Source organism: Necropsobacter rosorum, assembly GCF_964241405.1.
GTDB classification, from domain to species: Bacteria; Pseudomonadota; Gammaproteobacteria; order Enterobacterales; family Pasteurellaceae; genus Necropsobacter; species Necropsobacter rosorum.
The window spans coordinates 501,020-522,854 of the sequence record NZ_CAXSXF010000001.1 but is presented as its reverse complement, the minus strand read 5'-3'; the positions used below and the strand labels follow the sequence as shown (position 1 = coordinate 522,854).

The 21,835-nt window shown below is 52.4% G+C and carries 19 protein-coding genes; 10 read left to right on the top strand and 9 right to left on the bottom strand.

From position 1 onward, the window contains the following. Positions 1–120 precede the first annotated feature (120 nt). Genes tamA through ppx form a run of 3 tightly spaced genes read left to right on the top strand, consistent with a single transcriptional unit; the run spans position 121 to position 7,385 of the window. Entirely contained in the window at positions 121–1,878 is a 1,758-nt protein-coding gene (gene tamA / locus ACESOH_RS02475; protein ID WP_373099449.1) for an autotransporter assembly complex protein TamA, read from the top strand. A 12-nt stretch (positions 1,879–1,890) separates the two neighbouring features. Then, positions 1,891–5,832, top strand: a complete 3,942-nt coding sequence (tamB, locus tag ACESOH_RS02470) for an autotransporter assembly complex protein TamB (protein WP_373099447.1) — start codon at positions 1,891–1,893, stop codon at positions 5,830–5,832. An 8-nt stretch (positions 5,833–5,840) separates the two neighbouring features. Further along, positions 5,841–7,385 carry an exopolyphosphatase gene (gene ppx, locus ACESOH_RS02465; RefSeq protein ID WP_373099445.1) on the top strand — a complete coding sequence of 515 codons (1,545 nt, stop codon included), beginning with the start codon at positions 5,841–5,843 and terminating at the stop codon, positions 7,383–7,385. 77 nt (positions 7,386–7,462) lie between these two features. On the opposite strand, the gene ACESOH_RS02460 is transcribed toward ppx, so the two are convergent. Together ACESOH_RS02460 and glmU are read right to left on the bottom strand one after the other, a co-directional pair. Further along, positions 7,463–8,368, bottom strand: a complete 906-nt coding sequence (locus tag ACESOH_RS02460) for a mechanosensitive ion channel family protein (protein ID WP_373099443.1) — start codon at positions 8,366–8,368, stop codon at positions 7,463–7,465. A 134-nt stretch (positions 8,369–8,502) separates the two neighbouring features. Continuing rightward, a complete protein-coding gene (glmU, locus tag ACESOH_RS02455) occupies positions 8,503–9,867 on the bottom strand; it encodes a bifunctional UDP-N-acetylglucosamine diphosphorylase/glucosamine-1-phosphate N-acetyltransferase GlmU (RefSeq protein ID WP_373099441.1) in 1,365 nt (454 codons plus the stop codon). Between the two features lie 105 nt (positions 9,868–9,972). On the opposite strand from glmU, the gene ACESOH_RS02450 reads away from it, so the two are divergent. The 3 genes from ACESOH_RS02450 to ytfE all read left to right on the top strand — a co-directional run bounded on the left by ACESOH_RS02450 (position 9,973) and on the right by ytfE (position 12,810). Then, positions 9,973–11,088, top strand: a complete 1,116-nt coding sequence (locus ACESOH_RS02450; protein ID WP_373099439.1) for an anhydro-N-acetylmuramic acid kinase — start codon at positions 9,973–9,975, stop codon at positions 11,086–11,088. Positions 11,089–11,116: 28 nt separating this feature from the next. Beyond that, a complete protein-coding gene (murQ, locus tag ACESOH_RS02445; RefSeq protein WP_373099438.1) occupies positions 11,117–12,031 on the top strand; it encodes an N-acetylmuramic acid 6-phosphate etherase in 915 nt (304 codons plus the stop codon). A 104-nt stretch (positions 12,032–12,135) separates the two neighbouring features. Further along, positions 12,136–12,810, top strand: coding sequence for an iron-sulfur cluster repair protein YtfE (gene ytfE / locus ACESOH_RS02440; protein ID WP_373099436.1), 675 nt, complete (start codon positions 12,136–12,138; stop codon positions 12,808–12,810). 31 nt (positions 12,811–12,841) lie between these two features. Here ytfE and ACESOH_RS02435 read toward each other — a convergent pair whose 3' ends face one another. From ACESOH_RS02435 to rfaD, 5 genes are all read right to left on the bottom strand, one after another. Further along, positions 12,842–13,165 carry a nucleotidyltransferase family protein gene (locus ACESOH_RS02435; protein ID WP_373099434.1) on the bottom strand — a complete coding sequence of 108 codons (324 nt, stop codon included), beginning with the start codon at positions 13,163–13,165 and terminating at the stop codon, positions 12,842–12,844. Then, positions 13,158–13,565: a nucleotidyltransferase substrate binding protein gene (locus ACESOH_RS02430; protein WP_373099433.1), complete on the bottom strand. Its 408-nt coding sequence runs from the start codon at positions 13,563–13,565 to the stop codon at positions 13,158–13,160. The genes ACESOH_RS02435 and ACESOH_RS02430 overlap by 8 nt, the downstream gene beginning before the upstream one ends. 9 nt (positions 13,566–13,574) lie before the next feature. Then, on the bottom strand, positions 13,575–14,543 hold the full coding sequence (gene rfaC, locus ACESOH_RS02425; protein WP_373099431.1) for a lipopolysaccharide heptosyltransferase RfaC: 969 nt from the start codon (positions 14,541–14,543) through the stop codon (positions 13,575–13,577). Further along, positions 14,540–15,583, bottom strand: coding sequence for a lipopolysaccharide heptosyltransferase II (gene waaF / locus ACESOH_RS02420; protein ID WP_373099429.1), 1,044 nt, complete (start codon positions 15,581–15,583; stop codon positions 14,540–14,542). The genes rfaC and waaF overlap by 4 nt, the downstream gene beginning before the upstream one ends. A 70-nt stretch (positions 15,584–15,653) precedes the next feature. Further along, positions 15,654–16,580: an ADP-glyceromanno-heptose 6-epimerase gene (rfaD, locus tag ACESOH_RS02415; protein WP_373099427.1), complete on the bottom strand. Its 927-nt coding sequence runs from the start codon at positions 16,578–16,580 to the stop codon at positions 15,654–15,656. A gap of 181 nt (positions 16,581–16,761) precedes the next feature. Between rfaD and ACESOH_RS02410 the strand changes: the two genes are divergently transcribed. The 3 genes from ACESOH_RS02410 (at position 16,762) to fucO (ending at position 19,380) form a co-directional block, all read left to right on the top strand. After that, the gene (locus ACESOH_RS02410) at positions 16,762–17,514 is read left to right on the top strand and encodes a DeoR/GlpR family DNA-binding transcription regulator (RefSeq protein WP_032093912.1); all 753 of its coding nucleotides are present in this window, start codon (positions 16,762–16,764) and stop codon (positions 17,512–17,514) included. A gap of 201 nt (positions 17,515–17,715) precedes the next feature. After that, the gene (gene fucU / locus ACESOH_RS02405; RefSeq protein WP_373099425.1) at positions 17,716–18,153 is read left to right on the top strand and encodes an L-fucose mutarotase; all 438 of its coding nucleotides are present in this window, start codon (positions 17,716–17,718) and stop codon (positions 18,151–18,153) included. 75 nt (positions 18,154–18,228) lie between these two features. Further along, on the top strand, positions 18,229–19,380 hold the full coding sequence (fucO, locus tag ACESOH_RS02400; protein WP_373099423.1) for a lactaldehyde reductase: 1,152 nt from the start codon (positions 18,229–18,231) through the stop codon (positions 19,378–19,380). A 68-nt stretch (positions 19,381–19,448) separates the two neighbouring features. On the opposite strand, the gene fabR is transcribed toward fucO, so the two are convergent. Continuing rightward, a complete protein-coding gene (gene fabR, locus ACESOH_RS02395; protein WP_032093909.1) occupies positions 19,449–20,069 on the bottom strand; it encodes an HTH-type transcriptional repressor FabR in 621 nt (206 codons plus the stop codon). A gap of 12 nt (positions 20,070–20,081) precedes the next feature. After that, entirely contained in the window at positions 20,082–20,978 is an 897-nt protein-coding gene (gene oxyR / locus ACESOH_RS02390) for a DNA-binding transcriptional regulator OxyR (RefSeq protein WP_032093908.1), read from the bottom strand. A 121-nt stretch (positions 20,979–21,099) separates the two neighbouring features. Here oxyR and ACESOH_RS02385 point away from each other — a divergent pair, with 121 nt between their 5' ends. Beyond that, the gene (locus tag ACESOH_RS02385) at positions 21,100–21,825 is read left to right on the top strand and encodes a redoxin family protein (protein WP_373099421.1); all 726 of its coding nucleotides are present in this window, start codon (positions 21,100–21,102) and stop codon (positions 21,823–21,825) included. Positions 21,826–21,835: the final 10 nt, after the last annotated feature.

The window sequence follows — 21,835 nt, the reverse complement described above, 5'->3', positions numbered from 1 at the left end:
CCACAGCCGGTGATTTACCGGCTGTTTTTTTATGTAAATTATCGTAAAACCGACCGCACTTTGCATTGCTAACCCTTGATCTTAAAAGTAAACTAGGGGCAACTTGTGCTTGGGGAATTTATGAATCACGATAAAAAGTTTTTAACGGCCCGTTTTGCCGTGCTATGCGCCTGTTGTGCGCTCGGTTTGTCCGCGTTTGCCGAACAGACGGTTGACCTGAAGGTCATCGGGGTAAAAGGGGTTAAGGCGATCGAAAACGTCGATATTTATACCGCCATGATTGATAAAGAAGAAGCCGACGGTTCCGAACGTTATCAGCAATTGGTGCGGGAGGCGATCAACAAAGCCCTGCGGGTGTACGGTTATTATAATGTGCAGATTGATTTCTCGTTGCAGCCGGCAAAATCGGGCGGCAAACGCCCGCTGCTGGTGGCGGATGTCAACGCCGGCAAACCGGTGTTAATTGAGGCCACCGAGATTACGCTGCTCGGACAGGCGGCAGAGGATGACGCCTTTCGTGCGCTGGATAAAAAACTACCGAAAAAAGGCGATATGCTGTATCACTCGGTTTATGACGGTTATAAAAGCAGCCTGCAATCCCTTGCGCAGGGACGCGGCTATTTTGACGCCGAATTTGAACAGGCGCGTCTGGAAGTCAAACCGTCCACCGATCAGGCATGGTGGAAAATCGTATTCAACAGCGGCGAACGTTATCGTTTCGGCCGCTTTACCTTTGCCCGTTCGCAGATCCGTGAGGATTATCTGCGCAATATTATGCAGATTAAACCGGGCGATCCGTATTCCATCAACGAATTATCCGCACTGACCAACGATTATACGTCCTCTAACTGGTTCAGCTCCGTCTTGCTGCAGCCGACGCTGGACGAAACGAAAAAAGTGGTCGATGTGGATGTGCTGCTGTATCCGCGCAAGAAAAATGCGATGGACGTGGGGATCGGCTATTCTTCCGATGTGGGGCCGCGCTTTCAGTTCGGCTGGACCAAACCTTGGATCAACGACCGCGGACATAGTTTTCATACTAATCTGTATTTATCCGCCCCCAAGCAGACGCTGGAAGCCACTTATAAAATGCCGCTGCTGAAAAATCCGCTGAAATATTATTATGAATTTTCGACCGGTTTTGAACGGGAAAACGATAATGATACCGATACCACGGCGGCCACCTTCGCCGCCCTGCGTTACTGGAACCGCCCGACCGGCTGGCAGCATTCTCTGGGGCTGCGCATGCGTTATGATTCCTTTACCCAGGCCAGCGTATCGGATACCACATTTTTACTGTATCCCACCGCATCGGCCTCGCGTACCCGGTTGCAGGGCGGGTTGTTTCCCACTTGGGGCGATTCGCAGCGGATTACGGTCGATATCGGACAAAAAATATGGCTGTCGGATGTCAACTTCCTGAAAATTCAGGCATCGACGGCGTGGATCCGCACATATGCGGACAATCACCGCATTGTGGCCCGCGCCGAAGTCGGCTGGCTGCATACGGCGAATATTAATAAAATTCCGCCCGCACTGCGTTTTTTTGCCGGCGGCGATCGCAGTGTGCGCGGTTACGGCTATAAAAAAATCTCACCGAAAGATGCGGCGGGGAAACTCGTCGGCGCTTCACGGTTGGCCACCGGCTCGCTGGAATACCAATATCAGGTGTATGACGGCTGGTGGCTAGCCACCTTTGCCGATACCGGATTGGCCGCCAACGCGTTCAGTGCCGGCGAGCTGCGTTACGGCGCCGGCTTCGGCGTGCGTTGGGCATCGCCGGTCGGGGCGATTAAGCTGGATATCGCCACTCCGGTGCGCGATAAAGATGACAGCAAAAATATTCAGTTTTATATCGGATTAGGTTCGGAATTATAAACGGGTTGCGGCATGACAGAACAAATCGAAGAACAGGACAAGCGCGCGCAAAAAAGCGACGAAATGGCGGAGAGCGCAGCAAAAACAGGCAAAAGAAAGCGCTGCAAGCGAATACTGTGTATCGGAAGTGCGGTAGTTTTTTGTAGTGTTTTTGGCTTACTCGTCGCGTTAGCGACCGATGCCGGCCAGCGAAATGCGCTCCGGATGGTCGATAAATTCATGGATAGCCTTGCCATTGAAGAGATTGAAGGCGGCTTGCAGGACGGGTTGGTGCTGAAAAATCTCCGTTTTCAGTCGCAGGGCGTTAACAGTCTGATTGAGCGGGCGCGCCTACAGCTGGATCTGGGCTGTTTGCTGCAAGCGCGGATTTGTGTGGAGGAGTTAAGCGTCAGCGGCGGCCAGATTCAGGTGGATACCGCCGCTCTGCCGCCGGCAGAAGAAAAGGTGCAGGATAATACGCCGATGCAGCGTATTACGCTGCCGGTCGCCGTGTCGGTGCGCCGGGTTGATGTGACCAATCTGAGCGTGAATGTGGACAACACGCAGATCGCGCTGGAACAGTTTCATACCGCGCTGGAATTAAATAATGACAGCGGTTTCACGTTACTGCCGACCCGCATTGATGATTTATCGGTGGAAACCAAGGTCAGCAAAGCCGAAATCGTTGAAACTGCAGTGACGAAAACCGTGGCGCAGAGCGCGCCGGAGGCTCAAACCGAACATCACGCGCTTAACTGGGATGAACTGGAACAGCGCCTGACGCCGCCGTTGCTGGCGGAGCTGGTGACGGTCGAATTACCTTTTGATATGCACATTCAGGATATTCAGGGCAAAAACTGGTCCTACCGGCATGAAATCGGCGATGCGGTGCAGCAAGTCAGCGTGCCGCTGCTTCAGTTGCAGGCCGATGCCACGGGCTATGCGGTTGCATTGCAGACATTGCGGATAGAAAGCTCACTGGGCACTCTGCAAGGGCAGGGAAATATGCGATTAGACGGTGATTTTCCGCTGGATTTTCTGATTCAAACGGATATTCACGCTGAGATGCAGAACCATCAGCTGCTATTGCCGGACAGTCATATCCGGCTTGAATTGAGCGGAAATCTGAAAAAACAGACCGCACTTTCCGTGCAAACTCAAGGTGCCGCCTCGGCGCTGTTTAGCGCGAAAGTAGCGCTTAACGAACCGAAAACCCCGTTTACACTCAATCTGAGCAGCCAGAAGTTGCAGTATCCGTTTGATAAAAAAGCGCCGGATCCGTTGAAAATCAATGATTTCGCGCTGACTGTCAACGGCGATCTGCTCAGCTATCAGGCGGATTTAACCGCCGGCATCGCCGGTATGGGCGCGCCGAAAACACAGATCGACGGTGCGCTGAACGGGGGATTATCTCATTTGCAGATTGAAAAATTGCAGCTAAATGCGCTGAACGGCAGCACCAGCCTGCAAGGCAAGGCGGATTGGCGGCAAGGGGTACAATGGCAAACAGAGCTGGCTTTCTCCAATATGAATGTGGGGGAATACTGGCGCACTATGCCGGCGGTTGTTTCCGGCAATATCCAAAGCAACGGACAGGTCAGCGGCGAGCTGTGGTCGGTTGAGCTGCCGGAGTTGAATCTGCACGGTTCGCTGTCACAGCGTGCGCTGAGCTTGAAGGGGCGACTGAGCGCCAGTCAGGACAAACTGCTGGATGTTCCGGATTTGCTGCTGAATTACGGTGACAATAACATCACGTTGCAAGGCCAGTTAAGCCGGCAGTCGGATTTAGCCCTGACCGTTAATGCTCCTGATTTACGCGGTTTGCTGCCCGGTTTGGCGGCCTCACTGAAAGGCATGGCAACGCTGACGGGCGATATTCGCGAGCCGAATGTGAATATGGATTTGGTCGGCAATCATATCCGTTTTCAGGATATGAATCTGAATAACCTCACCCTGCAAGGCAAGCTCAGCGCGGAAAAAATGATTCAGGGCAACATGACATTGGCGCTGAACGGTTTTAGTTACAATGACATCCATATCAGCAGCGCGCAGCTTACTGCCGGCGGCGATGAAAAAAATCACAGCCTGCAATTACAGTCGCAAGGCGAACCGGCGGCGGCAAATTTACATTTAAGCGGCAGTTTCGACCGCACTTCGCAGGTGTGGAAAGGCGTGCTGAGCAATATTGACATTCATTCCCCGGTGGGCGGCTGGAAAACCGATCACAACGTTAATTTGAATTATGACAACCGGGCGATGCAGGTGAATGTGTCCGCACATTGCTGGACGAATCCGGATATTCTGTTTTGTTTCCCGCAGGCCTTTAATGCGGGGGCAAAGGGTGACATCGCCTTTGAACTGAAAAAGCTGAATTTAGATCTGGTGAACCGACTGATTGAACAGGAGCTGCTGAAAGGACAACTGCACAGCAGCGGTAAGGTCGCTTGGTTTACGGATAAACCGATGCAGCTCAATCTTCAGCTGGACGGTAACGATTTATCGCTGGCGCATAAAATCAATTACCGCACTTTCCGGCTGGCGGTGCCGAAATTAACGGTCAATGCGGAGTTGCAGAATAATAATCTGGGGGTGAAATCCGACATCAGTATTCAAAATCAGGGCAGTATCAGCACTGATCTGAAATTGCAGGATTTAACCGGCAGCCGCAGCCTCGGCGGTTCGTTGAATATCCGGCAGCTTAATCTGAATCTGGCTAACCAGTTGTTATCCGGCGGAGAAAGCCTCGGCGGGGAAATTGTCGCCGCCCTGACATTCGGCGGTGATCTGAACGCGCCGCTGATCAACGGCACCTTTAATGTCAAAGGGTTAACTGCGGTGATGAAGTCGCTGCCGTTTGATATTAAAGACAGCGGCATCGATATTGCATTTCACGGCAGAAGCTCCACCCTGCAAGGCCGCCTGCAGACGCCGGACAGCCGGCTGGATATTCACGGCGAAGCCAGCTGGAAAGATTTGGCGCAATGGGAAACCCGCGTACAGGCTAAAGCGGATCGGTTTAAGGTCAATATTCCGTCGATGGCGAAGCTGGTGGTTAGTCCGGATGTGGAAATGAAAGCCACGCCGAAATTGCTGGAACTGTCCGGTCTGGTGGATGTGCCGTGGGCGCGAATTGCGATTGAAAGCCTGCCGGACAGCGCGGTATCAGTCAGCGAAGACGAGGTGATCCTCGACGGCCCGGATAAAACCAAGGATAAACTCACCGCCAGACAGCTGAACGCGGAAACCCGCAGCGGAATGCTGATTCGTTCCGATTTGAAAATTCAGATCGGCGATGATGTGAATTTAAACGCTTACGGGCTGAATACCGATTTAAACGGTTTGCTGTCGGTACAGCAGGATAAGGGCAAGCTGGGATTATTCGGGCAAATTAACCTGAAAAACGGCCGTTATGCCTCGTTCGGACAGGATCTGATCATCCGTAAGGGACAGATCAGCTTCTCCGGTATGCCGTCGCAGCCGATGTTGAATATTGAAGCGATTCGTAATCCGACGGCGATGGAAAACAGCAACGTGATTGCCGGGGTGAAGGTGATCGGCATTGCGGATGCGCCGACCGTCACGGTCTTTTCCGAACCGAGTATGTCGCAGGATCAGGCGTTGTCTTATCTGTTAACCGGGCGTTCGCTGGAAAACAGCGGCGAAAGCGGTTCCGGCGGTTCTATCGGCGTGGCGCTGCTGGGTATGGGGCTGGCGAAAAGCGGTAAACTGGTGGGCGGCATCGGCGAGGCGTTCGGCATTCAGGATCTCAATTTAGGCACGCAGGGCGTAGGTGACAGCTCGAAAGTGGTGGTTAGCGGCAACATTACTCCGCGTCTGCAAGTGAAATATGGGGTCGGGGTATTTGACGGACTGGCGGAATTTACGGTACGTTATAAACTTATGTCACAGCTGTATTTACAATCGGTTTCCGGTGTGAATCAGGCCGTGGATCTCCTTTACCAGTTTGAATTTTAGGCAATCTTATGAATAACGAAAATTTAATTGCGAAAGCCACCGCGTTTGCCCATCACCGCGGTGAAGTGCGTGAAATCGCAGCGATTGATTTGGGCTCCAACAGTTTTCATATGATTGTGGCGCGGATTATCAACGGCTCGATTCAGGTGCTGTCGCGCTTAAAACAGAAAGTGCAGCTGGCGGAAGGGCTGGATGAACACAATGTATTAAGTCAGGCGGCGATCAGCCGCGGTGTGAATTGTCTGGCGCTGTTTGCCGAGCGGCTACAGGGATTTAAGCCGGAAAACGTCAATGTGGTGGGCACTTACACCTTGCGCAGTGCGGTCAATAAAGCGGAGTTTTTATCGCAGGCGCGACAGGTGTTTCCTTATCCTATCAACATTATTACCGGACAGACCGAAGCGAAAACGATTTATGCCGGCGTGTCGCATACTCAGCCGGAAACCGGGCGTAAATTCGTGGTGGATATCGGCGGCGGTTCCACCGAAATGATCATCGGCGACAATTTCACCCCGTTAATCGCCGAAAGCCGGCATATGGGCTGTGTCAGTTTTGCCAAGAAGTTTTTTCCGAACGGCGAAATTTCGGCGGACAATTTTCAGCGGGCCAAACAAAGTGCGCTGAATAAAATTGAAGATTTGGCCTTTGAATACCGTCATCTGGGCTGGCAATCGGTGCTGGGATCATCGGGAACCATCAAAACGGTTTATCAGGTCATTATGGCGAATTATGATCCGAACGGCGTGATCACCGCACAGCGTCTGGCGCAGCTGACGGAAAAAGTGTTGCAGGCTTCGCATTTCGACGGTCTGCGCCTGCCCGGCTTAAACGACGATCGGGCCGATGTGTTTGTGCCCGGACTGGCGATTTTAACGGCGGTATTTGAAACCTTCGCGATTCAGACAATGCGCTATTCCGACGGCGCACTGCGCGAAGGGGTGATGTATAGTCTGGAAAAGAATTTTCAGGTCAGCGATATCCGCCAGCGTACCGCCTCAGGTCTGGCGGAACAATTTAATCTGGATCAGGCGCAATCGGCGCGGGTGTCTGCAACGGCGCAGTTGTTATGCGAGCGCTACAAGGCATGGCAGCAAACCCAATGCGCCGCCGAAATGAAAGATATTCTGCTTTGGGCGGCGCGTTTGCATGAAGTCGGTATTGTGATCAACCACAAAGGCGTACAAAAACATTCCGCTTATATTTTACAGAATGTGGAACTGCCGGGCTTTGATAAAGAACAGCAGCGTTTACTGGCGACGCTGGTGCGCTATCAGATCAATGCGTTCAAAGCGACGGATCTGGCAAAATTCGCCCGTTATGCCGAGCAAGACGTGCTGGCGCTGGTTCGCCTGCTGCGTTTGGCCGTGATTTTGAATAAATCCCGTCAGGCGACGGAAACCACCGAACAAATCAAACTGAAAACCGACCGCACTTTAACCCGCTGGAAACTGACGTTCTCGCCCGGCTATCTGGCACGCAATCCGTTGATAAAAAACGAACTGCTTATCGAACAGGGATTGCTGCAGGAGTTGGGATTAGGGCTGGACTTTTAAAGCAATCCCCGCTTTAGGGCGGGGGATTGCTTGCTTTTTCTTGTAAAAAAATGACCGCACTTTCGTGCGCGATATACCTATTTTTTATGCACTACAAGCGAGCGGTTGTCGGTGAGATGAATATCCAGCTGGTTGTATGGGATCGTAATGCCGGCGGTGTCAAAAGCCAGTTTCACTTTTTCCGTAATATTAAAGTGGACGCCCCAGTAATCTGCGGTGTTGACCCACGGACGCACGATCAGCTGTACGCTGTTGGCGGTAAGCGCACCGACGGCAATCGTCGGTTGCGGCGTTTGCAGAATGCGCTCATCGGCGTGCAGACAATCGGCCACGAGCGCTTTTGCCTGCTCAATATCCGCTTCATAGGCGATGTCGAAGACAAAATCAATACGGCGGGTCGGATTGCTGGAATAATTGGTAATACTGTCGCCGAACACTTTGCCGTTCGGCACCAGCACGGTTTTGTTATCGCCGGTGCGCAGTTCCAGCACCAGCAAGCCGATTTGTTCCACCGAACCGGAGATGCCGCCGGTTTCGATAAAATCACCTTTGCGGAACGGTTTAAAAATTAAAATCATCACCCCGGCGGCAAAATTCTGCAATGAATTTTGTAATGCCAGACCGATGGCCAAACCTGCCGCACCGATTAACGCGACCAGTGAGGTGGTGTTGATGCCCAGTTGCGATAACGCGGCGATAACCACAATCAGCAGGAAGAGAAAATAGCTGATTGAGCGCACGAATCCTTGCAGCATTTCGTCTTTGGTGGAATGGAACGCCGCTTTGCCCAGCAGACGGCTTAACAAGCGGGCGAGAAATTTACCCACGAGGTAAATCAGCAGCGCCAGCAGCAGTTTGGTACCGTAGGGAATGAGGTAATCGTGTAGCAACGCATTCATATCCAGCGTTTGTACTTTGTCGATAAGCTCGGCGGTTTGCGCCTGAATATCAATCTCCGGCGTGTTATTTGCTTCAGCAGTCATAAATTTTCCTTATAAACGTCAATGATAAAAAGTGATTTCAGCACCTATGGCGCCGTAATCGCCAAAATTTACGCAGGTTGCGCAAAACGTGGCCAAAACGCACCGCACTTTAGGGTGCGGCGGTCGGCAAGGGATTATTTTTTCTTACTCGGACGTTGCCAGCCCTGAATGTGGCGCTGCGGCACACGGCTCATTACCAGTTCGTCTTTGGCGACATCACGGGTGATGGTGGAACCTGCGCCGATAGTGGCGCCGTCCGCCACGCTGACCGGTGCCACCAGTTGCACGTCGGAACCGACGAACACATTGTCGCCGATCAGGGTTTTGAATTTATTCGCACCGTCGTAGTTACAGGTAATCACCCCGGCGCCGATATTGCAATCGCGCCCGATTTCCGCATCGCCCACATAGGTTAAATGATTCACTTTAGAGCCTTCACCAACGCGGGATTTTTTAATTTCCACAAAATTGCCCACATGGGTTTGCGCCGCCAGTTCGGCACCCGGACGCAAACGCGAAAACGGGCCGATTTGCGCCTGTCGGCCGACCACGGCATCTTCGAACACGGAATACGGTTTGATTTCCACATCGTCGCCGATGTCGCAGTTTTTCAGCACGCAGCCCGCTCCGATCCGCACGCGATCGCCGAGCGTGACTTTGCCCTCGATAATCACATTCACATCGATTTCCACATCTTTACCGTGAATCAGCTCACCGCGTAAATCAAAACGCGCCGGATCTGCCAGCATGACCCCGGCGAGCAATAGTTTTTCCGCCTGTTTACGCTGATAATAGCGCTCCAGCGCCGCCAGCTGCAGGCGGTTATTGGCGCCTTCCACTTCCATGATATCCGTCGCCTGCACCGCCGCTACTTGACAGCCGTCCTGATTCGCCAGCCCGATCACATCGGTCATGTAGTATTCGCCCTGCGCGTTATTGTTATGCAGGCGCGCCAGCCATTTTTTGAAACTCGCCCCGTCGGAAACCATCACGCCGGTATTCACTTCGGTAATTTTGCGCTGTTCCGCGTCGGCGTCTTTTTGTTCGACAATGGCCACCACGTTGCCGTCGCGCCGGATAATACGCCCGTAGCCGGTCGGATCCTGCAGATTAACCGTCAGCAACGCAATGCCGCCTTCCGGTTTGGCGGCGATGAGGTTTTGCAGCGTTTCCGGCGTGATCAGCGGGCCGTCACCGTATAACATCAGGATATTTTCGTCATCGGCAAAAAACGGCGCGGCCTGCTGCATGGCGTGTCCGGTACCCAGCTGCTCGGCCTGTAGCACCCAGTTTACCGGTTCGTCCTGCAAATATGCCCGCATGATGTCACCGCCGTGACCGTAAATCAGATGAATTTTGTCCGCATGCAGTTTTTTGACCGTATCAATCACATGTTTGACCATCGGTTTGCCGGCGATTTTGTGCAGAACCTTCGGTAAATCGGAATACATGCGGGTGCCTTTGCCCGCAGCCAGAATAACGACGCTCAGTTTTTTCATAGAAATTCTCTTTATATGCTGTAAAAAATCAGCGTTATTCTATAATAGAAAGCGGATTAAATAAAACGATCAACAGTTTCATGATGAGCAGCAGGATGAACCGGTATGAATAATTATTATCTCGGCATAATGTCCGGCACCAGTCTGGACGGCGTCGATCTGGCGCTGATGGATTTCAGCGCCGGCGGCTCAAGGCTGATTGCTGCGGCGTTTACCCCGATGCCGCAGGAAATTCGCGCAAAACTGACCGCACTTTTGCGTACGGGACAAACTTCATTGCAACACCTTGGCGAACTCGATCATCGGTTGGCATTGCTTTATGCCGAGTGCGTCAACGATTTTCTGCGCCGCCAACGGTTATCGACGCGGGATATTCAGGCGATAGGCTGCCACGGGCAGACCGTCTGGCACGCCCCGCAGGGGCCGTACCCGTTTACCATGCAGCTTGGCGATATGAATTTGCTGGCGGCCAAAACCGGCATTGCGGTTATCGGGGATTTCCGGCGCAAAGATATGGCTTACGGCGGGCAGGGCGCCCCGTTGGTGCCGGCATTTCATCAGGGCCTGTTCGGCACGTCGGAGCGGGTAACGGTGGTGCTGAATATCGGCGGGATCAGTAATATTTCGGTATTAATTCCCGGCCAGCCGGTGATCGGCTATGACACCGGGCCGGGCAACGCACTGATGGACGATTGGATTGAGCGCCATTTGGGCAAACCCTATGATGAAAACGGCCGCTGGGCGCAAAGCGGGCAGGTAAGCGCCGCGCTGTTGCAGGATTTACTGGACGACCCCTATTTCGCGCTGCCACCGCCGAAAAGCACCGGCCGCGAATGGTTTAATGCGGCGTGGCTGGCCGAAAAACGGCAAAAACACACCGCACTTTCGCCTTGTGATGTGCAGGCCACGTTGCTGGAATTTACGTTGCAAAGCACGCTGCAATCGTTATCGGCAATCCGCCGGCAAACTGCGCTGCCTTGCCGGTTGCTGGTTTGCGGCGGCGGGGCGAAAAATCCGTTATTGATGGCGCGGTTTAAACAAGCGCTGCCCGATTGGACGGTGGCGACCACCACGGAGTACGGTCTGGATGTCGATTATGTGGAAGCCGCGGCGTTCGCGTGGCTGGCGTATCGCTATCGCAACGGATTAGCCGGCAATCTGCCGAGTGTCACCGGCGCGCAAAGTGCGGTCGGTTTGGGCGCGTTTTTTTCGCCGTCCTGAGAATGTTTAACCTGAACGGAAGATAATTATGACAAAACAGCCTCTTTTAGCCGCGCTTGAGCAGATGATCACCGAGCGGCGCAATCCGCATTCTATGGCGCTGGATACCTTATCGCCGCTGGCGCTGGTGACGCTGATTAATCAGGAAGACAAGCAAGTGCCGGTCGCCGTTGAGCGGGCGCTGCCGCAAATCGCACTGGCGGTGGAGAAGATTGTCGCCGCCTTTCGCCGCGGCGGCCGTCTGGTTTATATCGGCGCCGGCACCAGCGGACGCTTGGGCGTGCTGGATGCCTCGGAATGCCCGCCGACGTTCGGCGTGTCGGGGGAGATGGTCAAGGGCATTATTGCCGGCGGCGAACGCGCGCTGCGCTATCCGGTCGAGGGCGCGGAGGATGATCAGCAGGCGGCGGTGCATGATTTACGGCGGATTGCTTTTGGCGCGGCGGATGTGCTGGTCGGCATTGCCGCCAGCGGACGCACGCCTTATGTTATCAGCGCGCTGAATTATGCCACCGCGTGCGGTGCGCTCACCGTTTCCATCGCCAGCAATCCCGACTCCGCCATGGCAAAAATCGCCGATATCGCCATTGAAACCGTGGTCGGTCCCGAAGTGTTGACCGGTTCAAGCCGGATGAAATCCGGAACGGCGCAGAAACTGGTGCTGAATATGCTGACCACCGCCAGTATGGTGCTGCTCGGCAAATGTTATCAAAATCTGATGGTGGACGTGCAGGCCAGCAATGAAAAACTGAAAGCCCGTGCGCTGCGGATTGTGATGCAGGCGACGGAATGTTCGCAGGAAACCGCGGAACATGCCCTGCACGTGGCGGATAATCACGCCAAACTGGCGATTATGATGATTCTGAGCGGTTTGGATCGGGAAAGTGCGGCGGCACTGTTGGCGAACCATCAGGGCGGGTTACGTCAGGCGCTGCATAGGTAGCGGATTACTTCTTTTTAAGTATGGTGCGGTCTGTTTGACGGGCATATAATTTCCGATCCGAGTAATTTACTCAACTATAATGCTTTTATTTACAGGAGTCATGTATGTCATATCGCGATCTTTCTTTGGGCGACATCGCCGCACAATTGCCGCGTTCCACCGAGCTGTTTTTAAAACTGGGGCTGGATTTCTGCTGCGGCGGCAAGCAAACTTTAGCCGAAGCGGCCGCTGAAAAAGAGCTGGACGTTACGGTGCTGGAAGCCTCGCTGGAAGTGTTGGCACAACAGCCGGCGCAGAGCGGTAAAGACTGGCGCGCCGCACCGTTGGGCGAAATTATCGATTTCATCATTCCGAATTTCCACGATAAACACCGAGCCCAACTGCCGGGGTTAATCGACATGGCGGAAAAAGTGGAAAGCGTGCATGCCGATAAGCCCGACTGTCCGAAAGGGCTGGCGGTGATTGTGCGTAAAATTTATGACGATCTCGTCAATCACATGAGCAAAGAAGAGCAGATTCTGTTTCCGTTAATCAAAGCCGGCAGAGGGCCGATGGCGGCGGCACCGATTGCGGTGATGGAGGCCGAACATGACGAAGCGGGCAATGATCTGGAAGATATCAAGAAACTGACCGCTAATTTCACCGCACCGGCAGAGGCTTGTAATACCTGGCGGGCGCTTTACAGCGGGTTAAATGAATTTGCCGCCGAGCTGATGGAACACGTTCATCTGGAAAACAACGTTCTCTTCCCGCGCGCATTGCAGGGCGATCAGCCGTAACCGGCAAAAGTGCGGTGCAAATCGCGCAAGTTTAACGTACGGCGGGGGCTTGCAGCACGATATAACGCTGCTGGATGATGCGGCGGAAACTCTCGCCGGTGGTCGCCCAATCCACAATATCCACCCGCCACGGCAAATCCGATTCGGAAAAATCCTCGCTCAGATTGGCGTGTTCGGATAAGGAAAGCGGAGCCGGGGCGATCACCGCCAGATCCAAATCGGAATAAGGTTTGGCCTTGCCTTTCACCCGACTGCCGAAAGCCCAGACTTCGTAGTGCGGGATATTTTTTTGCAAAATGGCGCGTACGATTTGCAACTGTTCGGGTTTGATATCCAGCATGGAGAGATCAAGCATTGCGTGTCCTTAATTGTCGTTCAAGAAATTCGGCTTCTCGTAAGAATTTCGGAATCCCGTCAATCACATTAAGCGCGATCGTTTCGTCATAGGTATGGCTGGTGCGGCTGCGCATATCGCGGTAATTTCTCCAATCCGCCCATTCGCCCAGTAATAAGCCGTTTTCATTCGCTGAGCGAATCAGATCCTGAAAGGAAAGATGACTATATTGTGTCGGGCTTGCCGAGGTTAATTCCAAATAGCGTTTTAGCATTTTATGGCTGATTTCATAGGTAAATTCAAAGCGTTGAATTAAACCGTCGCGTATTTGAGAATCATTGATGTCCTGTTGATAACGGGCTAAACCTTCCTGCAACCGCTTGACCGCATTGGTTAACGGGGTGAGATCTAAGGTTGTCATGTTTACTCCTTAATACTGCTCTGATGTTATGCTGTCTTGCAATAAATTAACCACATCCTGCGCGCTAATCAAGTCGGTTTTTTCCCGCTGCAGATAAAACTGATTTTTGCCGTAGGTGCCGATAAGTTTCGGATCCGTCGGGCCGTACAGGGTGATATTGGGTTTATCCAGTGCGGCGCTGAGGTGCGCCAGCCCGGTATCGACGGAAATGACTGCTGTCGCACCGGCGATTTGCGCCGCCAGTTCGGTCAGCGTCAGCTTGGGCAGCACGAAGGCGTTTTCGATCCCCTCGGCGATACGCTGCGCCCGTTGTTTTTCCTGTGGATTACCCCACGGCAGGCGTACCTGCATACCAAGTGCGGTCAGTTTTTGCGCGGTTTTTCGCCATGCTTCCTCCGTCCAATGTTTGTCGGCGCGGGTAGTGGCGTGGATAAACATAATATAGGGCGAAGCATTGGTATCGGCGGGCTGAAAACGGCGGGCGATCCCGTAATCGCCGCGTTCGGACGGCAGCGGATAGCCCAGACTTTGAGCAAATAAACGGCGGATTCGTTCCACGGCATGCTGCCGGTAATCAATATAAAACCTGTGATCATAAAACAACGCGGCCAGCGGTTCGCGCGCGCAGCGGCGATCATAGCCGTATTTTGTGCCGCGCGCTAAACGGGTCGCCAGCAACGCGCTTTTTATCAGCCCTTGCGCGTCGATAACCGCATCATAAGGCGTTTGCCGTAATAAAGTGCGGTACGTTTTCCATTGATTTCGGGTGGTGCGGCAAAACGGCTGTTTTCGCCAGCGGCGAATCGCCACGGGGATCACCTGATCCACCGCATCATGCCAGCGCGGAATTTCGGCGAAATGCTCTTCCGCCACCCAATCAAAGCGAATGTCGGGCAGCGCATGACGGGCATCGGTCAGCGCCGGCAGGGTGTGCAATATATCCCCCATGGAGGAAGTTTTGACAATCAGTACTTTCATGGGGCGAGCAACGCGTTCAGTTTTTCTATGACCATTGCCGGCGTAATATCAATCAGGCTTTGATGATAACCTTCCGCGCTGTCCGCGCCTTTGCGGATTTTAATCAACCCGCCGTCAATTAAACGGATGATCACCGCCTGATCCGACAGCGGCGGAGTATATTGCGGGCTGGTCGGGCCGTAAAGGGCGATTAACGGACGTTTTAACGCGGCGGCAACGTGCATTAAACCGCTGTCGTTGCTGATGATAGCCCGACAGTCACTGATTAAATCCACCGCTTGGTTAAGGTCGGTTTGCCCGGCCAGATTAAGGCAATAGCGCTGCTGCGCCGGCGGCAGCGCGGAACGAATCTGTTCGCCGGTTGCATTGTCTTTGGCCGAACCGAATAAATGCACGGCATATCCGCGCGCGATCAGCTGTTTTGCCAAAGCGGCATAATGATAATGCGGCCAGCGCTTCGCCGGGCCGAATTCCGCCCCCGGACAGAACCCGATGGCCGGGCGATTTTCCGCCTGCGCCAGTTGAGCGGAGAAAAATGCTTTTGTTTTTTCTACCGCACTTTGCGTTACCGTTAAATACGGTAAAGGCAGGGAAAGCGCCGCGGCGGCGGGAACGGCATTTTTTTCATAACCCAGTGCTGCATAACGCTGTACCATCAGCGGATAATCATTTTTATTCGCGCGCAGATCGTTTAACAGGCCATAGCGGCTTTCCCCTTTCCAACCGCGCCGCACGGCGATTTTAGCAAATAACGGAATCAATGCGGATTTCAGCGAATTCGGCAGAACGATTGCCATATCGTATTGATTACACAGCGCTTTACCGATGCGATAGCGCTGCGCTAAACCGAACGTGCCGTGCCCGACGGGCATGCTCAGCGCATTGCGCACCTCCGGCATGCGCGCCAGCAGCGGTTTGCACCAATCCGGCGCCAGCACATCAATGGCGCAGGCCGGATAACGGGCCGTTAAGGTTTGATATAAACTGTGCGACATCATCATATCGCCGACCCAGGACGGGCCGATGATTAATATATTCATAATGGTCTGTTTCCGAGTGTCGGCGGACATCTTATCTCAATGCAGGCATTGGCAGCGCCCGGCAGAACGTTTATTTCCGGTTCAGCCATGCCATATATTCGGCCACGCCTTCCGCCACGCTTTTAAACGGCGCGTCATAACCGGCGGCGCGCAGTTTGGACAGATTGGCCTGGGTGAACGTTTGGTAACGGGCTTTTAAATGATCCGGGAACGGAATCGTTTCAATCCGGCCTTTGCCGTGGAAGTGCAATACCGCTTCCGCCACCGCCTCAAAACTTTCCGCTTTACCGGTGCCGCAGTTGTAGATGCCGGAAATACCGTGCTGCCAGCACCAGATATTCACTTGCGCCACGTCGCTGACATACACGAAATCGCGCAGGAAATGTTCGCTGCCGGCAAACAGTTTCGGATTTTCGCCCTGCCGAATCTGATTGTTCAGGTGAAACGCCACGCTGGCCATGCTGCCTTTGTGCTGCTCACGCGGGCCATATACGTTGAAATATTTAAACCCGCACACCGGCGATTTGGCCTGCGGCAAAATTCCGCGCACATATTCATCAAACAGGAATTTGGAATAACCGTACACGTTTAACGGGCCTTCAAACGGGCGCTCCTCAATGAATTCGGTTTTGTCGCCGTAAGTCGCAGCGCTTGAGGCATAGAAAAACGGAATTTCACGTTCCAGACAATAATGCAGCAGTTCTTTGGAATATTCGTAATTGTTCTGCATCATGTATTTACCGTCCCATTCGGTGGTGGCGGAACAGGCACCCTGATGGAATACCGCATCGATCTCGCCCAGCTCATCACCGGCAATCACCGAGGCGATAAAATCCTCTTTATCGCAATAATCCGCAATATCCAGATCCACCAGATTAATAAATTTCGTCCCTTCCTTTAAATTATCCACCACTAAAATATCCCGCCGTCCGAGATCATTTAACGCTTTCACGATATTACTGCCGATAAAGCCGGCACCGCCTGTTACGATAATCATAATATTGCCCTCTGTTGAGTGTCGATAGTCCGGCTATTTTAAAGGATTTTGAGCGGGAAAGGTAATAAAAAAATCCGCCGGGAAATCTTTCAGGGTAACCAGCAGAACGTTATCATTTTGATTTGAATCAGAATAAAGCATATAATCCAAACATGACTGTTTTGACCGTTTCGGAGAGAGGATGCAAACCAGAGCGGATTTGATTTTACATGTGGTGAACACGTCGGGGAAAGTGAAAGTGGATGAACTGGCGCGGCGGTTTGAGGTGTCGGTGGAAACTATTCGCCGGGATTTGAACGGGTTGGAAGAAAGAGGATTGGTTTACCGGGTGCACGGCGGTGCGGTCAGTTGTCAGTCGAAGGATATCGGGAGTTCCTTTCAGGTGCGCCAGCGTGCCAATTATGATGCTAAGCGCGCGATTGCCGAGCGTGCGGTGGAATATGTGTTTGAGGGCGCGGTTATCGGGCTGGACGCCAGTTCCACCAGTTGGCATTTTACCCAGCTTATTCCGGATATTCCCTGCACGATTGTCACTAATTCCATGCATAATATCTCCGCGCTGGTCAATAAGCCGAATGTGACGACCATTGCCACCGGCGGGGTGTATTCCAGTAAATACGATGCGTTTTACGGCCCGCTGTCCGAGCAGTTGTTGCAGCGGCTGCATATTGATCTTTGTCTGTTTTCCTGTACGGGTATCGACAGCAGCGGTGCCATTTGGGAATCCAACGAGCTGAACGCGTCGGTAAAACGTAAAATGATGGATGCGTCGGGGCAAAAATTTTTATTGGTGGATAGTTCCAAATTTGAACGTAAACATTTAATTAAGCTGGCCGATTTATCGCAGATTGATATTTTGTTTACGGAACGTGAGACGACGGAGGAGCTGCAGAATTATTGTAAAAATCACGATGTACTTATTTCTATAAAATAATCGGTAGCACGTTTAACTTGCCTGTTTTGTGGTATTTCTGCACAAAACGGGCATTTTTTTGGCTGTAATTTTCACCTTTCTTGTGATCTCTCTCACGAAATGCCGCGTAATAAGAAAAAAGACTATTTTTTCAACCGCTTTGTGAAAAAATAATGTTAAGTGAGTGAGTTGATTATCAGGCAAACGGAATAAGGAGGTTTTATGTTAAAAGGCATTCATCCGGCGATTTCGCCGGCGTTATTAAAAGTGCTGGCTGAAATGGGGCATGGCGATGAACTGGTATTATCCGATGCGCATTTTCCCGCCCATCAATTGCACCATAAGGTGATTCGCGCCGACGGTATTCCTGTTGATACGTTATTAAAAGGCATTGCGCCGTTATTTGAATTCGACAGCTATGTCGCCGCGCCGTTGATTATGATGCAGCCGGTCGCCGGCGATCAGTTGGATCCGACTGTGGAGCAGCGCTATTTGGCGGCGATTAAAAGTGCGGTCGGAAATACGCCGAATTTGGAAAGACTCGAACGTTTCACGTTTTATGAACGGGCGAAAGCGGCGTATGCCGTTGTGATCACCGGCGAAACGGCAAAATACGGCAATATTATCATTAAAAAAGGCGTGACGCCGGTTGAAGCCTAAAGCAAAAAGCGTGAATAAGATTGTTTGCCCGGAGACGGCTGCCGGGCGGGATTAACATTGATGAGGAAGAATACAATGGCAAACAGAATGATTCTGAATGAAACCAGCTATCACGGCAAAGGTGCGGTGGAAAATGTAGTGACCGAGGCGAAAGCGCGCGGATTTCGCAAAGCTTTGGTGGTCACCGATAAGGATTTAGTGAAATTCAATGTAATGGAAAAAGTGACCGCACTATTAGATGCCGCGGGGTTGGCTTACGATATATTCGATGAGGTGAAGGCAAATCCGAGCGTGGCAGTGATCAAGCGGGGCGTGGCGCGTTTTAAAGACACCGGTGCCGATTATCTGATTGCTATCGGCGGCGGCTCACCGATTGACAGCGCGAAAGCCATCGGCATTATTATTAATAATCCGGAGTTCGGTGATGTGCTGTCGCTGGAAGGTGTGGCGCCGACAAAAAACAAATGCGTGCCGATTATTGCGGTGGCGACGACGGCGGGAACCGCGGCGGAAGTAACGATTAACTATGTGATTACCGATGAAGCGAAAAAGCGCAAATTCGTGTGCGTTGATGTGCATGATATTCCGCTGGTGGCGATTGTGGATCCGGATATGATGTCCAGCATGCCGCGGGGACTGACGGCGGCAACGGGGATGGATGCGCTGACTCATGCGATTGAAGGATATATTACGAAAGGCGCTTGGGAATTAACCGACACGCTGCATTTGAAGGCGATAGAATTGATTTCCCGTTCGTTGCGTGCGGCGGTGGAAAACGATCCGCAAGGGCGTGAGGATATAGCGCTGGGACAATATATGGCGGGCATGGGCTTTTCCAATGTGGGTTTAGGCGTGGTGCACAGTATGGCGCATCCGCTGTCGGCGTATTATGATACGCCGCACGGTATTGCGAATGCGGTATTGTTGCCTTATGTGATGGAGTTTAATAAAGATTACAGCGGTGAAAAATACCGTGAAATCGCGCGCGTGATGGGCGTGTCCGGCGTGGATGATATGACGCCGGAGGAATATCGCAACGCCGCGGTGGAGGCGGTCAGACGGTTGGCGAAAGAGGTGGGAATTCCGGAAAAACTGTCGGCAATCGGGGTGAAACAGGAAGATTTGCCGGCGCTGTCGGTGGATGCCTTTAATGATGTGTGCACCGGCGGGAATCCGCGCGATTGCTGTGCCGAAGAGATTCTGGCGGTCTATAAAGCCGCATTCTGATTCCGTTGCGGCAAGAACCGGCGGGTTCGGTTTACTGAACCCGCAATATGCGCCGCTTATAAGTGCGGTCAGATTTTGCCTTTTTCTTTGTGCGCCGTATAATCGGCGCCTTTCGCCAGCATGCGTAATTGCAATACCACCCGTTCTTTGAGTTGATCCCGCTCTTTTTTATGCATATCCAGTGCATTGGCGCCGGCCGTGAACACCAGCGTGACGATACCTTCCGCCAGCACATAAGCGATAGGCTGCGGATAATTATTACGGTGCGCGATGTATTCGGTCAGTTCGTCAATAAAATGTTTGATTTCGCGCGCCGCGGCGGTACGAAACGCCTGCGAGGTGCCCGAGCTTTCGCGCAGCAGCAGGCGAAATACATTGGGACTGTTATTGATAAATTCAAAAAAAGTATCGAGGGAAATGGCGATCACGCTGCCGCCGTTGGCGATTCGTTTGCGCGCCTGACGCATCAGCTGGCGCAGCATTAGCCCCGCTTCGTCCACCATTTCCAGCCCCAGTTCATCCATATCGCGGAAATGCCGGTAAAAGGAGGTCGGCGCGATGCCGGCTTCGCGGGCGACTTCACGCAGGCTTAAACTGGAAAAACTTTTTTCCGCGCTGAGTTGATTAAACGCGGCATCCACCAACGCCCGGCGGGTTTTTTCTTTCTGCACTGCACGAATTCCGGCCATGTGACGTTCCTCTTAAGCCAGAATCGGTTTGACTGCGCTGGAAACCGTATCGGCGATGCGCTCATAACGGTTGCGCAGCGGCGAACCCGGGCGGTAAATCAATGCCACGGTGCGGGCCGGTTCCGGCGCGGTGCAGGGAATATATTTTACGCCGGTGCGGTTGCCTTCGCTTAATACCGCCAGCTCCGGCATTAAGGTCATGCCGGCATTGGCGGAAACCATGTTGCGCAGGGTTTCCAGACTGGTGGCCTGAAAATGCTGATTTTCTTTCGCCCCGGCGGTAAAACAATAGCCGAGCGCCTGACCGCGTAAACAATGTCCGTCATCCAGCATCAGCATTTCGCAGCCTTTGAGATTATCCATTTTGATCGAGGTTTTGTTTGCCCACGGATGCTGGTCGGAAATGGCCAGCAGCATTCTTTCGTTAAACAGCGGCACTTCGATAAAGGCTTCCGTTTCCGCCACCGAGGCTAAAATCGCGCAATCCAGTCTGCCGGTTTCCAGCTGTTCCAGCAGTTGCTGGGTTTGCGCTTCGTATAAAAACAGTTCCAGATCGGGAAACGCCTGTTTTAGCGTCGGCACGATGTAAGGCAGTAAATACGGGCCGATGGTCGGGATTACGCCGATATGCAGGGGGCCGGTCATTTCTTTGCCCTGATTACTGGCCATTTCTTTTAATAATTTGACTTCGCGCAATACGGTCTTCGCCTGATTGACTAATAATAAACCGGATTGGGTAAACAGTACCTTGCGGCTGGTTCTTTCCAGTAAAATAATGCCGAGTTCGTCTTCCAGTTTACGGATTTGTCCGCTTAAGGTCGGCTGGCTTACATGGCAGGAATCGGCGGCGCGGCGAAAATGCTTGTGTTCGGCCAAAGCAACCAGATATTCTAAATCGCGGATATTCATATATTCACCTTATAGAAAGAATCAATTAAAAGGATAGGTATTAATCGTTTGTAACTATATCACAGATTCTACTATAATTTACAGCGTAGTAAATAATCCATTCAAAAATAGGAGAAAAATTATGGCAGCAATGGAAGGAAAAAAAGTTCCTCAGGTCACATTCCATACCCGTCAGGGCGACAAATGGGTTGATGTTACGACCGCAGAATTATTCGATAACAAAACCGTCGTGTTATTTTCCTTGCCGGGTGCGTTTACCCCGACCTGTTCATCCACTCATTTACCGCGTTATAACGAGCTGGCCTCAGAATTCAAAGCGCTGGGGGTGGACGATATTATTTGCGTATCGGTCAACGATACCTTCGTGATGAACGCTTGGCGTGCGGATGAAGATGCGTCCAACATTACGGTGATTCCGGACGGCAACGGCGAGTTTACCGCAGGCATGGGTATGCTGGTGGATAAAGATGATCTCGGTTTCGGTAAACGTTCATGGCGTTATTCCATGTTGGTGAAAAACGGGGTGATCGAAAAAATGTTCATTGAGCCGCAGGAACCGGGCGATCCGTTCAAAGTTTCCGATGCGGATACCATGATTAAATACATTAAACCGGACTGGACGCCGAAACCGTCCGTATCTCTTTTCACCAAACCGGGCTGTCCGTTCTGCGCCAAAGCGAAAGCCTTGCTGCAAGAAAAAGGCCTGCCTTATGAAGAAATCATATTGGGTAAGGATGCGACGATTACATCGGTGCGGGCGATTACCGGCCGCGTCACCGTGCCGCAAGTGTTTATCGGCGGGAAACATATCGGCGGCAGCGACGATTTGGAAAACTATTTCGCGTAATCAAATTTGT